Source organism: Acidovorax sp. JHL-9, assembly GCF_000426205.1.
GTDB classification, from domain to species: Bacteria; Pseudomonadota; Gammaproteobacteria; order Burkholderiales; family Burkholderiaceae_C; genus Acidovorax; species Acidovorax soli.
Window position 1 is genome coordinate 179420 of record NZ_KE384507.1, and the last position, 14755, is coordinate 194174.

Consider the following 14755-nt stretch of genomic DNA (forward strand, 5'->3'; position numbering starts at 1 on the left):
CGCGCAGACAGATCAGAGGGAGACGGGCACAGGCCCCACCAGCTCGATCGGCAACCCATCCGGGTCGGCGAAAAAGGTGAACAGCGCCCCCGTGAACGGGTCCGTGCGCACCGGCTCCACGGCCACGCCATGGGCCATCAGGGCAGCCACGCTGGCCTCCATGTCGGCCACGCGCAAGGCCAGGTGGCGCAGGCCGCAGGCCTCGGGGTAAGAAGGGCGTGCGGGCGGGTGGGGGAAAGAAAACAGCTCCACCTGCGTGCCGTCGGGCAGTTGCAGGTCGAGCTTGTACGACTGCCGCTCGGCGCGGTAATGCTCGTGCACCACCTGCAGGCCCAGCACTTCGGTGTAGAAGCGGCGCGAGCGGGCGTAGTCGCTGGCGATGATGGCCACATGGTGCACGCCGCTGGGCCGCAGCATGGGCAGCGGCGCAGTGGCCGGGGTGCTGTCGCTCATGCGCCGGAGCCCGCAATGTCCAGCGCGCGCGAGGCACCGTGCAGCGCAGGCGTGGCGCCGGGGTCGATCACCCAGCAGGGGATGGAGGCCAAGTAGGACTGGAACCGCCCCTTGGATTCAAACCGTGCGCGGAACGGGGACTGGTCAAACCAAGTGCCCAGGCGTGGCACCATGCCGCCGCCGATGAAGACACCACCGCGCGCCCCGAGCGTGAGCGCCAGGTTGCCCGCCACGCTGCCCAGGAAGCCGCAGAACAGCTCCAGCGCCTCCAGCGCCAGCGGGTCGTTGGCCTGCAAGGCCAGCTCGGTCACCTGGGCGGCGGAGCTGACTTCCTTGCCGCCGCGCTGGGCCAGCCGGCGCAGCGCGTGGTACAGGTCGACCAGCCCGGCACCACACACGGCGCGTTCGGCCGACACGTGGCCGTAGCGCTCTTGCAGGATGCCCAGCACATCGAATTCGCGCCGGGTCTGCGCGGCCAGCGTGACATGACCGCCCTCGCCCGACAGCGGCACCCCCAGGCTGGAGCCGGGCGGAAACACCAGCCCCGACACGCCCAGGCCCGTGCCCGGGCCCAGCAACGCAATCGCGGCGCCCGGCACGGCCGCGCCGCCGCCCACCGGGCGCAGCTGCGCAGGGGTGAGCAGGGGCAGCGCCAGCGCGAGCGCGGTGAAGTCGTTGATGACCACCAGCCGCTCAAAACCAAACGCCTCGCGCACGGCGCGCTGCGAAAAGCTCCAGCTGTGGTTGGTCATGCGGATGGCATCGCCCGTGACCGGGTTGGCGATGCCAAAAGCAGCCTCGCGGGGGGTGGCGATGTTCACCTCGGCCAGGTAGGCCAACAGGGCGGCATCCACCGTGGGGAACTGTGCACAGGGCAGCACACGGGTGTCGTGCAGGGGGCCATCGGGCTGGTCTTGCCAGGCCAGGCGGATGTTGGTGCCGCCAATGTCGGCCAGCAGGCGCAGGGGTGTCATGCGGTGTTTTAAGCAAAAACAGCTGCTAGCACTCGTAGCACATGCGCTAGAAGCTACTGTTTCAATAGCAAACAGACGGCCGAGAAGGCGGGTGCCCGGCGGCGTTCACGCCGCGCGGATCACGCCAGCCGATTCTCGCTGCTGGCGTCAAACCAGTGGGCGTTGGCGGGCTCCACCGCCAGGCCCACGGCGTCGCCGGGCTGCACGCGGGTCTGGGCATCGGTGCGCAGCGTGACGCTGCCAGCAGCGGTGTCCACCATCACATAGGTGTCGGGGCCCGTGGGCTCGACCACGCTGACGCGGCCGCGCCAGGGGGCACTGTCCTGCATCACCAGGTGCTCGGGGCGCACGCCCAGCAGCACCTCGTTGACACTGGCGGGGGCTGCCAGGTTCAGGGCCGCGCCCTGGATGCCAAACTGCCCGCCCGTGGCCGCACCGCGCAGCAGGTTCATGGTGGGCGATCCAATGAAGGTGGCCACGTAGGTGTTGGCCGGGCGGTTGTAGATGTCGTCCGGCGTGCCCAGCTGCTGTACCACACCGCCCTTCATGACCGCGATGCGCGAGCCCAGCGTCATGGCCTCGACCTGGTCGTGCGTGACGTACACGCTGGTGATGCCGCTGGCCTGGTGCAGGCGCTTGATTTCGGCGCGCATCTCCACGCGCAGCTTGGCGTCCAGGTTGGACAGCGGCTCGTCGAACAAAAAGAGCTGCGGCTGGCGCGCCAGCGCCCGGCCCATGGCCACGCGCTGGCGCTGCCCGCCCGAGAGCTGGCTGGGCCGGCGGTCCAGCAGGTGGCTGATCTGCAACATGGCCGCCACTTCGTCGATGCGCTTTTGGCGCTCGGCCTTGGGCATCTTGCGCATCTCCAGCGCAAAGCCGATGTTGTCGGCCACGCTCAAGGTGGGGTACAGCGCATAGCTCTGGAACACCATGGCGATGTCGCGATCGCGCGGGGGCATGCCCACCACGTTCTTGCCGCCGATGCGGATCTCGCCCTCGGTGGGCTCGTCGAGCCCCGCAATGATGTTGAGCAGCGTGGATTTGCCGCAGCCCGAGGGGCCGACCAGGATGAGGAACTCGCCGGGGGCCACGTGGATATCCACCTTGCGCAGCACCTCCACGCTTTTGTCGCCCTTGCCAAAGCGCTTGTTGATGCCTGCGATGTCGAGTGATGACGCCATGATTTATCCCTTCACTGCGCCGGCCGTCAGCCCGCGCACAAAAAATTTACCCGCCAGCACATAGATCACCATCGTGGGCAGGCCCGCGATGATGGCGGCCGCCATGTCCACGTTGTAGGCCTTCACACTGCTGCTGGTGTTGGCCAGGTTGTTCAGGCCCACGGTGATGGGCTTGGACTCGGTGCCCGAGAACACCACGCCAAACAGGAAGTCGTTCCAGATGTTGGTGAACTGCCAGATCAGCGTGACCATGACGATGGGCGTGGACAGCGGCAGCACGATGCGCCAGAAGATCTGCCAGAAGCTTGCGCCGTCCATGCGTGCCGCATTCACCAGCTCCTTGGGGATGGCCGCGTAGTAGTTGCGAAAGAACAGCGTGGTGCCCGCCAGCCCGGCCAGGCAGTGCACCAGCACCAGCCCGGTGATGGAGCTGGACAGCCCCAGCCAGCCCAGCACCTGGCTCATGGGCAGCAGCACCACCTGGAAGGGCATGAACACGCCAAACAGCAGCAGGCCAAACAGGGTGTCGCTGCCGCGAAACTTCCACAGGCTCAGCACATAGCCGTTGAGCGCGCCCCACACGGTGGAGATCAGCACGGCCGGCACGGCCATGGCCACCGAGTTCCAGAAGAACGGGCGCAGGCCGTTGCAGTCCACGCCCGTGCAGGCGGTGGACCAGGCCGTGCCCCAGGCCGACCCGTTCAGCGCACTGGGCAGTGCCAGCAGCGAGGTGCTGCGGATCTCCTCGGCGTCCTTGAACGAGGTGACCAGCATCGCATACAGCGGCAGCAGGAAGAACGCGGTGGCCAGGGCCAGCACGCCATAGACCAGCAGGCGGCCCACGGACGGAAACACAGAGGGCTTAGCGGTCATGGGGTTTGCTCCGCAGTTCGCTGTAAAGGTAAGGAACCACCAGGGCCGCCACGGTGGCCAGCATCATGGTGGCGCTGGCCGCGCCCAGGCCAATCTGGCCGCGCGAGAACGACATGGTGTACATGAAGGTGGCGGGCACATCGGTGGCAAAGCCGGGGCCGCCCGCCGTGAGCGCCATCACCAGGTCAAAGCTCTTGATCGCGAGGTGCGACAGCACCATGAGCGTGGAGAAGAACACCGGCCGCAGCGCCGGCAGTACGATGCGCCAGTAGATGCGCGGCAGCGAGGCGCCATCGACCTGCGCGGCCTTGATGATGCTGTCGTCGATGCCGCGCAGCCCGGCCAGGAACAGTGCCATGGCAAACCCGGCGCTTTGCCAGATGCCGGCAATCACCACGCAGTAGATGGCCATCTCGGTGTCGACCAGCCAGCCAAAGGTGAAGTTCGTGAAGCCCCAGTCCTGCATCAGTTTCTCCAGGCCCAGGCTGGGGTTGAGCAGCCACTTCCAGGCCGTGCCCGTGACCACGAACGACAGGGCCATGGGGTACAGGTAGATGGTGCGCAAAGCACCCTCGGCACGGATCTTCTGGTCCAGCAGCACGGCCAGCAACACGCCAATGGCCAGCGAGCCACCCACGTAGCCCACGCCGAAGATGCCCAGGTTTTTGAGCGCGACCCACCAGCGGTCCATCGCCCAGAGTTTTTCGTATTGCGCCAGACCCACCCACTCGTAGTTGGGCAGCATGCGCGAGGCGGACAGGCTCAGCACCCCGTTCCATACCATCAGGCCATAGATAAAGGCAAAACCCAACACAAAGGCCGGGGCGACCACCAGCTTGGGCAGCCAGCTCTCCAGAGAATTCTTGTGCATCACCGGGCACCCCCTTCAGGAAGAAGCGACCCGCTCAGCAACGGTGCATGGCGGTCATTTTTCATGGCAGCGGAAAATTGTGGGCATGTGGCACCTGCATGGGAAAAAGTGGGCGCACACCCGGTGCGCACCAAAGAACAAAGTCACCTCGGAGTAACTCACACACTTAACGGCTTACCACCACACCTCGTACTGCACGCCCACCAGCGTGCGCGAGGTCTTGCCATTGGCGCCAAAGCTGCCTGCGTTGGCCACTGCGGCCGCCTGGTTCCAATTGGCCTTGGTCACATACAGGCGCAGCTCGGGGCGCGACCAGAAGTCTTCCGACATGGCCAGGGCGCCTGCCAGCGTGGCCTTGGTCAGGCGCTGGTCGGCGCCCGAGCCCTTGCGGGTGGTGGTGGACAGCTCCACCAAGCCCTTGAAGTTCTTGCTGAACGCGTAGGAACCCCGGCCGCCCAGCGAGAAGTCCTTGGTCTCCACGCCGGTCAGATCCGCCTTGTTGGTCTGGTAGCCGATGAGGGCCTGGCCGCCAAACGGGCCGCTTTGCCAGTGAATGGAGTCGGCGATACGGGTGGCGCGCTTGCCCGCGCTGGTGCCCTCGATGGCCTCGAACTCCCCGTCGATGCGGGCATGGCCGCGCGATGTCTGCAGGTACAGCGTGTTGCTGATGCTGGGCAGCACAAACTCCTTTTGCGTGTGCATCAGCGAGATGCCGGACCCCGAGCCGCCGCCCACCTGGTTCTTGCCGCCCACCGCCGTCAGCAGCACCCGCAGCTTGCCGCCGGGGTTGGTGTTGATCTCTGACAGGTCGGCGTTGATGCGATGCGCCTTCACGTTGTTGGGCAGGCCGCGGTCAAATTTGTCGCCGGTGAACACGCCCAGGCCCAGCTTCATGCCGCCGACGGGAATGTCGGTGACGCCGGCACCGATGTTGTCGCCATAGTTCAGCAAGAAGTAATCGACGATGTGCACGTCCTGGATACGCAGGCGGCGCTGGCCGGCCCAGAACCTGGCTTCGGGCGCAAACGCGAAGCCGCTCATCTCCACAAACGCCTGCTCGGTGCTGATGTCGCCGCTGCCCCACTTGGCGGGCATGTAGTTCACCTTCCACTTCACGCCACCGGCTTCGAAGCCCTTGGCGAAGTTGACTTCGATGCCGTTGTCGCCCTCGTTGCCCAGGCGGTATTTCTGCAGTTCGCCGCCCAGCGTCAGGTTGCCCTTGACGCCGTCCGAGTGGTTGAACACGGGGCCACCGCGGGAGTAGCCGTTGAACTCAAAGCCTGCTGCTTCCATGGCAAAGGCGCCATTCGCGCATGCGGCGGCCAAAGCCACCGCCGTCAGGCGGTTTCTTGTCGTCATGATGGGATCCCTCTGGGGTTGGTTTTAGTGCGTGTAGGTGCGTGTGTCGTACACGGCTTACTTGGTCTTCGCGGCGGCCGCGATCTTCTTCATGGCGTCGGCGACGCTCACCTTGTCGTCGTTCCAGAACTGGCTGACGGCATCCTTGATCGCCCCTTCGGTGGCAGGCGCAATCGCCATGCCATGGGCCACGCTGGGCACCAGGCCACCGCTCTTGGCCGTGTCAGCAAAGTCCTTGGCCGAGGCCTTGGCGCAGTCGTCGAACTTGTCCATCTTCTGTCCGGTGCGCACAGGGATCGAGCCCTTGTTGAGGTTGAACACCTCCTGGAACTCGGGGCTCATGATGGAGCTGGCCAGGTCGCTTTGCGCCTTCCGGGCCGCTGCGTCCTTGAGCTTGAACAGGATGAACGAATCCACGTTGAAGGTGAACGCGCCCGCCGCGCCCGGTGCCGCCGCGCACTGAAACTCCTTGCCCGGCGCCTTGCCCGCCGCAATGAACTCGCCCTTGGCCCAGTCGCCCATCAGCTGAAAGCCCGCCTTGCCCTGGATGAGCATGGCCGTGGCCAGATTCCAATCGCGGCCGGGAGCGCCCGGGTCGGTGTAGGTCTTGATGCGGCGGAAGGTCTCCAGCGACTTCTTCATGGTGTCGCTGTGGATGGCCTTGTCGTCCAGCTTGACCAGCGCGTCCTGGTAGAACTTGGCACCGCCCACACCCAGCACCACGGATTCAAAGGTGGTGAAGTCCTGCCAGTTCTGGCCGCCATGGGCCACCGGAATCAGGCCTGCGGCCTTGAGCTTGTCGGCAGCGGCAAAGAACTCGTCCCAGGTCTTGGGCATGCTCGCCACGCCCGCCTTCTTGAGCGCATCGGAGCTGGCCCACAGCCAGTTCACGCGGTGCACATTGACGGGGGCGGCCACGTAGCTGCCCTTGTACTTCATCACGTCGGCGACCACCTTGGGCAGCACCTCGTCCCACTTTTCGGTCTTGGCCAGCGCATCGACATTCGCCAGCACGCCTTCGGAGGCCCACTCCTGAATGGCCGGGCCCTTGGTCTGCGCGGCCGAGGGCGGGTTGCCCGAGATCACGCGGCTTTTCAGCACCGTCATGGCGCTGTCGCCACCACCACCGGCCACGGCAAAGTCGCGCCAGGTGTGGCCCTTGCCCTGCATGATCTTCTTGAGTTCGGCAGCCGACTTGGCTTCACCGCCCGAAGTCCAGTAGTGCAGGACCTCGACCTCCCCGGCACTGGCGGACATCGCTGCCGCCAGGCCCACCGCCAGTGCGGCGATCTTTGCCATCTTCCACATACCCTTGTCTCCTCGACGTTGTTGTCAGAATCTCGTGCTGCGCCGTGAATTCCATGTCGCTCAGCGCAGTCGGTACTTTAATTACAATAATTAATTTAACTCTCAGGGCTTTCCCTGAGAGTCGCGACCAGGCCGCAGCGGGTCCGTTGCGGGGGCCTTTGTTATGCTCAATCCATGGCCACGATACTGATTGTCGAAGACGACGCCCTCCTGCTCGACGCGCTCACCGGCCAGCTCAAACAACTCGATTACAGCGTCTGCACGGCCAGCAGCGTGGCGCAGGCCATGGCGCTTTTGCAGGCGCAGGCGGTGGACGGCATCATCCTGGACCTGGGCCTGCCGGGCGCCGACGGCATGGAGCTGCTGGTCTGGGCCCGCGCGCGCATCACCGGCTTGCCCGTGCTGATCCTCACGGCCCGCGATGGTGTCGATGACCGCGTGCTGGGCCTGAACGCCGGGGCCGACGACTACATCACCAAGCCCTTCAACATGCAGGAGCTGCAGGCCCGCCTGCAGGCCATGCTGCGCCGCGCACGGCAGCCGGCCTTCACCCAGGCCAGCAGCGCGGCGGGCGTCGCCAGCACCACCATTGGCCCGCTGGTGCTGGACCACGCCAGCCATGCCGCAGCCCTCAACGGCGACCTGCTGGAGCTGACCCAGCGCGAGTGGGAGCTGCTGGAACTGCTGGCCCACCGCTGCGGCGAAGTCGTCACGCGCGACGATGTGCTGGCCGCCTGGCGCGCCAGCCCGCCCGAGCCCGGGCAAACCGCGGCCCCGCTGAACTCCAATGCGCTGGAGGTGTATGTGCACCGCCTGCGCAAGAAGCTGGACGCATCGCCCCTGAACATCCGCAATATCCGCGGCCTGGGCTACATGCTCGCCAAGCCATGAAGCCCCCCCTGAGATGCTTCGCATCTTCCCCCCGTGGGGGGGACGCCACCAGCGCGGCGGGGCGGCCCTTGCGCGGCGGCACTGGCTTCTGTCGCGCCAGTTGCAAGCCGCGCGCCTCCTAATCTTTACGGTAATTCATGCGCCACGTTCCAGGGGTTTCTCTTCAACGCAAGCTGCTGCTGTGGCTGCTGCTGCCGCAGCTGGTGCTGTGGTTGTCGGGCGGGTTTCTGGCGTGGCGCATTGCGCTGCAAAACGGCGAGAAGGGCATTGACCAGACGCTGACCCAGTCGGTGCGGGCGCTGGCGCGGCAGATCAAACCGATCGGCGACGGCCTGCTGGTGGACTTTCCGAAGGCCGCGCAGGACATCCTGGAGCAGGACCCGGCCGACCCCATTAGCTACATGGTGTCATCCCCGCCCGGGCGCTTCCTGCTGGGTAACGCACAGCTGCCGCCACCGCCCCAGGTCGATGTGGCCGTGGGCGAGGCGTTTTTGTACCAGGCGCGGGTGGACGACAAACCGGTGCGCGTGGCCTTGCTGGATGTGAATTACGGCACCGCATCGACCCGCCAGCGCCTGCGCGTGCAAGTGGCCCAGAGCCTCACCGTGCGCGAGCGCATTGCGCAAGAGCTGCTGGAGCGCATGGTGTTTCCCATGGGCTTGATGGGCCTGGCCCTGAGTGCCATGGTGTACGCGGGCATACTGCGCGGACTGCAGCCCCTCAAGCGCCTGGAGGCGCAGATCGAGCGCGCGCGTGCACTGCCCCACACGGGCACCACGCCGCTGCCGCCCATCGAGCTGACCTCCGCCCCGCAAGAAGTGCATTCGCTGGCCAGCACCATCAACCGCCTGCTGGAGACCGTGGCGCGCGGCCAGCAAAAGGAAAAGCGCTTTTTGAACGACGCCGCCCACCAATTGCGCACGCCGCTCGCCGGCCTGATCGGCCAGACCGAGCTGGCCTTGCACGAAAGCCACGAACCCGCCGTACAGGCCCGCCTGCAGAAGGTGCTGTCGGCCGCGCAGCGCAGCGCCCACCTGGTGCACCAGCTGCTGCAGCTGGCGCGCTCGGAATCGAACGTGGAGATGCAGTCCATCGACCTGGCCGCGCTGGCCCGCGAGGTGGCCCGCGAATGGGCCGCCCGCGCTCTGGCCAAGGGCATGGACCTGGGCTACGAGGGCGTGGACCATCTGCCAGCGCAGGGCCACCCGCTGCTGCTGCGCGAGGCGCTGAACAACCTCATCGACAACGCACTGCACTATGCGGGCCCCGGCGCCACGGTGACGGTGCGCGTGGGCCACGAGGAACCTGGGCACTGGGCGCTGCTGGTGGTGGAGGACGACGGGCCGGGCGTGCCTGCCGAGCACCTGGGCGACCTGTTTGCGCGCTTCTGGCGCGGATCGGACAAGGCGGGGGGATGCGGGCTGGGGCTGTCGATCGTGGAAGAGATCGCGCTGCGCCACGGGGGGCGGACGGTGGCCGAGGGACTGGTGCCGAAGGGGTTGCGGGTGGGGATGCGCTTGCCTGCGGGGTGACCTTTGGTTGTTGTGACGGGTTTCGCCCGTGCCTTATGCCTTCAATCCAGCTGCGCCCGGTCAAGGATGACCCGCACAAGCCGCGCAAACCGGTGGTAGTTGCGCTCGGGATGGGCCACAAGGCGTCATTTCGCTGCCAATAGTTCAGTGGTTGGCAAGAAAAGCAATGCCGCGGAACGCCCGAGGCTGCGCTATCACAGTCCTCGGGGAGTTGTGCAGGTCAGCGTTTGCGCACCACCACGCTGCCGATGGAGTAACCCGCGCCAAAGGAGCAGATCACGCCCAGGTCGCCGGCCGCCAGATCGGCCCGGTGCTTGTGGAAGGCGATGATGGAACCGGCCGATGCGGTGTTGGCGAACTCGTCCAGAATCAGGGGCGCCACATCGGCGCCCGCGTCCGCGCCCACCAGCTTCTTGATGACCAGCTGGTTCATGCCCTGGTTGGCCTGGTGCAGCCAGTAGCGGCGCACCGCCGTGGGCGCCTGGTCCAGCGCCGCCAGATGGGCCTCGATGTGGGCTGCGGCCAGCGGCACCACTTCCTTGAAGACCTTGCGGCCTTCCTGGCGGAAGGTCTTGTCGCGCGCGTTCGGATCGCTGTCCTCGCTGCGGTTGAGAAACCCGAAGTTGTTGCGGATGGCATTGGAGAACTGGGTGACCAGCTTGGTGCCCACCACCTCCCACTGTTCGGCCGCTGTGGCGCAGTCGGCCCGCTCGATGATGAGCGCCGTGCAGACATCGCCAAAGATGAAATGGCAGTCGCGGTCGTTCCATGCCTGGTGGCCCGAGGTGATCTCGGGGTTGACCACCAGCACGCATTTCGCGCTGCCCGTGCGCACGGCGTTGACGGCCTGCTCGATCGCGAAGGTGGCCGACGAGCAGGCCACGTTCATGTCGAAACCATAGCCACCGGCCCCCAGCGCCTGCTGAATCTCGATGGCCATGGCGGGGTAGGCGCGCTGCATGTTGGCCGCCGAGCACAGCACGGCATCGATCTGGTCGCCGGTCTTGCCTGCGGCGTCCAGCGCCTGGCGCGCGGCCTCCACGGCGATCTCGGCCATCAATGACAGCTGATCGTCGGGCCGCTCGGTGAAGCGCGGGTACATGCGCGCGGGGTCCAGCACGCCGGTTTTTTCCAGCACATAGCGCTGCTGGATGCCCGAGGCCTTTTCGATGAACTCCACGCTGGAATAGGGCAATGGCGCACGCACGCCGGCCGCGATCTCGTCGGCAAAACGCGCGTTTTCCTGGTCCACATGGCGGTTGAAGGACTCAACCAGCTCGGCATTGGTGATGGTGTGCGGGGGCTGGTAAATACCGGTTCCGCTGATGACAACTGCGTGCATGGATCAATTCCTGTCGCCCGAACTCCAGGCAGGGTGCGCAAGTGTACGAGCCCCGGCACGACCGGCGCGAACGCCAGATGCCGGAGCCAACGCCTGCCATCAGGCCGCCTCGATGAGTTTTTCCAGCTTCACGGCATCGGCCGCAAAGCTGCGGATGCCCTCGGCCAGCTTCTCGGTGGCCATGGCATCTTCATTCAGCGCGAAGCGGAAACCTGCCTCGTCGTACTGGACCGCGGGCAACGGCATGGCGCGTGCGGCTTCGGCATGGAGCGCCGGTTGCAAGGGCGCATCGGAGGCCGCCAGCTGCGCCAGCAGCTCAGGGGCGATGGTGAGCAGGTCGCAGCCCGCCAGCGCCGTGATCTGGCCGACGTTGCGAAAGCTCGCACCCATCACCTCGGTGGCAATGCCAAAGTGCTTGTAATGATTGTAGATCTGCGTGACCGACTGCACGCCGGGGTCGTTGGCACCGCTGCGGGCGGCCTCGTCCCAGCTGGCGCCGGCCTGCTTCTTGTACCAGTCGTAGATGCGGCCCACGAACGGCGAGATCAGCTGCACCCTGGCCTGCCCGCAGGCCACGGCCTGGCAGAACGAGAACAGCAGCGTGAGGTTGGTGTGGATGCCGCGCTGCTCCAGCTTTTCTGCGGCCTTGATGCCCTCCCAGGTGGCTGCCACCTTGATAAGTACCCGGTCGATGTGGATGCCTTGCGCCTGGTACAGCTCGATGATGCGTTCGGCCCGCGTCACGGTGGCGCTGGTGTCAAAGCTCAGGCGCGCATCGACCTCGGTGGATACGCGCCCCGGGATGGTGGCCAGGATCTCGCAGCCAAAGCGCACCAGCAAGCGGTCGATCACCTCGTCCATGGGGCGATCCTTCCACTGGGCCACCGTGGACTGCAGCAGGGGCGCGTATTCGGGCTTTTGCACCGCCTTGAGGATCAGCGAGGGGTTGGTGGTGGCATCCTGGGGCTGGAACTGCGCCAGCTGCTTGAAGTCGCCGGTGTCGGCAACCACGGTGGTGAACTGTTTGAGGGCGTCAAGCTGATTCATGGCGAAAGTCTCATGGAGTGGGCAGTGGACAAGCAGGCCCGAATGCATTTTTTGCGCGGGCAATGGCAGCCTGCAAGTGTAGACGGCCCGTTACCGAGAACACATTCACCATGAAACCAAGTTACATTGGCGTGACATCGTTTCTGTTTTTCCGTGGAATTGACATGCTGGACCGCATCACCGCCTCCCTGCCCTCCCTGGCCCCCGCCGAGCAACGCGTGGGCCGGCTGGTGCTGGCCGATGCCCGCGCGTTTGCCCGCCTGCCCGTGCGCGAGCTGGCAGAACGCGCCCACGTCAGCAAGCCCACCGTGGTGCGCTTTTGTCGCAGCATGGGCTATGACGGGCTGGCCGATTTCAAGCTCAAGCTCGCCGGCAGCGTGAGCGAGGGCGTGCCCTTCATCCACCGCAGCGTGGATGTGGACGACAAGACCGGCGATGTGCTGGTGAAAGTGGTGGACAACGCAGTGGCGGCCTTTTTGCAATACCGCAACGCCGCCAGCACCGTAGCCATCGAGCGCGCCGCCGAGGCCATCACCAGCACCTGGAAGGCCGGCAAGCGCATCGAGTTTTACGGCGCGGGCAATTCCGGCTTTGTGGCGCAGGACGCGCAGCACAAGTTCTTTCGCCTGGGGGTAACCTCGATCGCCACCAGCGACGGCCATATCCAGGTGATGAGCGCCACCCTGCTCGGCCCGGGCGATTGCGCGGTGATCATCTCCAACTCGGGCCGCACACGCGACCTGATGGACGCCGCCGACATTGCGCGCAAGAACGGCGCCACCACCATCGCCATCACCGCCAGCGGCTCGCCGCTGGCCAGTGCCTGCGCTATCCACCTGGCCGCCGACCATCCCGAGGGCTATGACCGCTACAGCCCCATGGTGTCGCGGCTGCTGCACCTGCTGGTGATTGACGTGCTGGCCACCTGCGTGGCACTGCGCATCGGCTCCTCGCTGCAACCGGTGCTGCAGCAGATGAAAGAGAACCTGCGGGCCAAACGCTATACGTGAAGCCCCCCTGAGCCGCTTCGCGTCATCCCCCAAAGGGGGACGCCACCCGTGGCCCGGCAAAGCCGGTTCCACGGTGGAACTGGTATGGGGCGCGCTGGGTTCAAGGGCGGCTGTTGATGCAGGCCCTTAGCGCCTGTTGACGATCTCCCGGGGTTCGCGCAGCGGTCTTTGCGCGATGGGATGCAAGGCGCGGTGCGCAGTGGATAGCCCGGCTATCCACCAGCGCCGCAACGCCGCAGACCGCCCGCAAAGACCGCTGCCCCAAGGGTTGGAGCGAAATCGGGCCGATGTACTTGGAGTGTTGGCGCCCCGGCTGCTGGCATGGGCACCAGCCCATGCGGCGCACCCGAAGCATCCACTCATCCCGATGGTGCTCCAACGCGATCCCCTGCGAGATCGTCAACAGGTTCTTAATCCAGCGTCACGCCGGCTTCGCGGATCACCTTGCCCCACTTGGTGGTCTCGGACGCCAGAAAAGCGTCGCAAGCCTCGGGCGTTGTGCCTTCGGCAAAGGTGCCCATGGTTTCGAGCTTGGCGCGGGTTTCTTCACTGTGGATGATCTGGTTGACCGCCTCCGACATGCGCTTGACGATGTCGCGCGGCGTGCCGGCGGGTGCAATCATGCTGGCCCAGGTGCTGCCCAGCATGCCTGGAATGCCCTGCTCCACAAAGGTGGGTACATCGGGCAGGATGGGCAGGCGTTTTTCACTGGCTACACCAATGAGACGGATGCGACCGGCCTTGGCGGGCTGAATCAGGTTGGGCGGGGGATCGAGGAACAGCGGCACCTGGCCGCCCAGCAGATCGGTGAGCGCGGGCGTGGCCCCACGGTAAGGGATATGCACCATGAAGGTCTTGGTCAGCGTCTTGAACAGCTCGCTGGTCAGGTGCGCCGCCGAGCCGCTGCCCGACGAGGCAAAACTCACCTTGCCGGGGTTGGCCTTGGCGTAGGCCACCAGCTCTTTGGTGTTCTTGAACGGTGCATTGAGGGACACGGCCGCCACCAGCGGCGAAATCCCCAGCAATGACACGCCCACCAGATCCTTGCGTGCGTTGTAGGGCAGCTTGGGGTAGAGCGTGTTGTTGGCGGTGAAGGCCGGAATCACCACGCCGAAGGTGTACCCGTCGGGCGCTGATTTGGCCACCGCATCAACGCCGATGATGCTGTTGGCGCCGGGCTTGTTGTCGATCACCACGGGCTGGCCCAGCTGCTTTTGCAGGCCCACCTGCAGCAGGCGCGCCATCTGGTCGGTAAAGCCTCCGGCCGTGTAAGGCACGATGATCCTGATCGGCTTGCTCGGCCAGGCCGACTGCGCCAGAGATGGCAGGGCCGTGCTGGCCAGCACGGCGGAGGCAGCCTGCACCAGGGTGCGGCGGGAAAGGTCGATGCCCATGGATGTTGTCTCCTCTTGCACGGAATATGGCGATACCGCTGAGTCAATAAGCACTTGCGGCTATCCCATGGATAGCCATCCAATGCCCGTCAAAGCGCCTTGACCATTTCCGGCACGGCCTGGAACAAATCCGCCTCCAGCCCATAGTCGGCCACGCTGAAGATCGGCGCCTCCGGGTCCTTGTTGATCGCCACGATCACCTTGGAGTCCTTCATGCCCGCCAGGTGCTGGATCGCCCCCGAGATGCCTGCTGCCACGTACAGCTGCGGCGCCACGATCTTGCCCGTCTGGCCCACTTGCCAGTCGTTGGGCGCGTAGCCCGCGTCCACCGCCGCGCGGCTGGCACCCAGCGCCGCGCCCAGCTTGTCGGCCAGCGGGGTCATGACTTCGTCGAACTTTTCCTTGCTGCCCAGCGCCCGGCCTCCGGAGACGATGATCTTGGCGGCGGTCAGTTCGGGCCGGTCGCTCTTGGCGATTTCGCTGCCCATGAACTTGCTCTTGCCGGCATCGTTGGTGGCTG

General features: G+C 65.8%; 14 protein-coding genes. 3 read left to right on the top strand and 11 right to left on the bottom strand.

Annotation, left to right across the window (positions count from 1 at the left end; genetic code table 11):
* Window positions 1–12: 12 nt before the first annotated feature.
* The 7 genes from K225_RS0119965 to K225_RS0119995 form a co-directional block, all read right to left on the bottom strand.
* Window positions 13–453 (bottom strand): VOC family protein, encoded by a 441-nt coding sequence (locus K225_RS0119965; RefSeq protein ID WP_034713559.1) that lies wholly within the window; start codon window positions 451–453, stop codon window positions 13–15.
* A complete protein-coding gene (glk, locus tag K225_RS0119970; protein ID WP_026437962.1) occupies window positions 450–1427 on the bottom strand; it encodes a glucokinase in 978 nt (325 codons plus the stop codon). The genes K225_RS0119965 and glk overlap by 4 nt, the downstream gene beginning before the upstream one ends.
* 119 nt (window positions 1428–1546) lie before the next feature.
* Entirely contained in the window at window positions 1547–2608 is a 1062-nt protein-coding gene (locus tag K225_RS0119975) for an ABC transporter ATP-binding protein (protein ID WP_034713561.1), read from the bottom strand.
* 3 nt (window positions 2609–2611) lie between these two features.
* Window positions 2612–3481, bottom strand: a complete 870-nt coding sequence (locus tag K225_RS0119980) for a carbohydrate ABC transporter permease (protein ID WP_026437964.1) — start codon at window positions 3479–3481, stop codon at window positions 2612–2614.
* Window positions 3471–4352: a carbohydrate ABC transporter permease gene (locus tag K225_RS0119985; protein WP_026437965.1), complete on the bottom strand. Its 882-nt coding sequence runs from the start codon at window positions 4350–4352 to the stop codon at window positions 3471–3473. The genes K225_RS0119980 and K225_RS0119985 overlap by 11 nt, the downstream gene beginning before the upstream one ends.
* A gap of 174 nt (window positions 4353–4526) precedes the next feature.
* Window positions 4527–5645 carry a carbohydrate porin gene (locus tag K225_RS0119990; protein WP_034713562.1) on the bottom strand — a complete coding sequence of 373 codons (1119 nt, stop codon included), beginning with the start codon at window positions 5643–5645 and terminating at the stop codon, window positions 4527–4529.
* Between the two features lie 123 nt (window positions 5646–5768).
* Entirely contained in the window at window positions 5769–7019 is a 1251-nt protein-coding gene (locus K225_RS0119995; protein WP_026437967.1) for an ABC transporter substrate-binding protein, read from the bottom strand.
* Between the two features lie 174 nt (window positions 7020–7193).
* Here K225_RS0119995 and K225_RS0120000 point away from each other — a divergent pair, with 174 nt between their 5' ends.
* Together K225_RS0120000 and K225_RS0120005 are read left to right on the top strand one after the other, a co-directional pair.
* Window positions 7194–7910, top strand: coding sequence for a response regulator transcription factor (locus tag K225_RS0120000; protein ID WP_026437968.1), 717 nt, complete (start codon window positions 7194–7196; stop codon window positions 7908–7910).
* A 137-nt stretch (window positions 7911–8047) separates the two neighbouring features.
* A complete protein-coding gene (locus K225_RS0120005; RefSeq protein WP_026437969.1) occupies window positions 8048–9442 on the top strand; it encodes a sensor histidine kinase in 1395 nt (464 codons plus the stop codon).
* Window positions 9443–9662: 220 nt separating this feature from the next.
* Here K225_RS0120005 and K225_RS0120010 read toward each other — a convergent pair whose 3' ends face one another.
* Together K225_RS0120010 and tal are read right to left on the bottom strand one after the other, a co-directional pair.
* Window positions 9663–10784 carry a beta-ketoacyl-ACP synthase III gene (locus K225_RS0120010; protein WP_026437970.1) on the bottom strand — a complete coding sequence of 374 codons (1122 nt, stop codon included), beginning with the start codon at window positions 10782–10784 and terminating at the stop codon, window positions 9663–9665.
* 99 nt (window positions 10785–10883) lie between these two features.
* Window positions 10884–11831, bottom strand: coding sequence for a transaldolase (tal, locus tag K225_RS0120015; RefSeq protein WP_026437971.1), 948 nt, complete (start codon window positions 11829–11831; stop codon window positions 10884–10886).
* Window positions 11832–11995: 164 nt separating this feature from the next.
* Here tal and K225_RS0120020 point away from each other — a divergent pair, with 164 nt between their 5' ends.
* Window positions 11996–12841 carry a MurR/RpiR family transcriptional regulator gene (locus K225_RS0120020; RefSeq protein ID WP_026437972.1) on the top strand — a complete coding sequence of 282 codons (846 nt, stop codon included), beginning with the start codon at window positions 11996–11998 and terminating at the stop codon, window positions 12839–12841.
* Window positions 12842–13251: 410 nt separating this feature from the next.
* Here the strand turns inward: K225_RS0120020 and K225_RS0120025 are convergent, their stop codons facing one another.
* Together K225_RS0120025 and K225_RS0120030 are read right to left on the bottom strand one after the other, a co-directional pair.
* A complete protein-coding gene (locus K225_RS0120025) occupies window positions 13252–14235 on the bottom strand; it encodes a tripartite tricarboxylate transporter substrate binding protein (RefSeq protein WP_026437973.1) in 984 nt (327 codons plus the stop codon).
* Between the two features lie 89 nt (window positions 14236–14324).
* Window positions 14325–14755, bottom strand: a 431-nt coding sequence (locus K225_RS0120030; protein WP_026436053.1) for an electron transfer flavoprotein subunit alpha/FixB family protein, incomplete at its 5' end; no start/stop codon positions are given.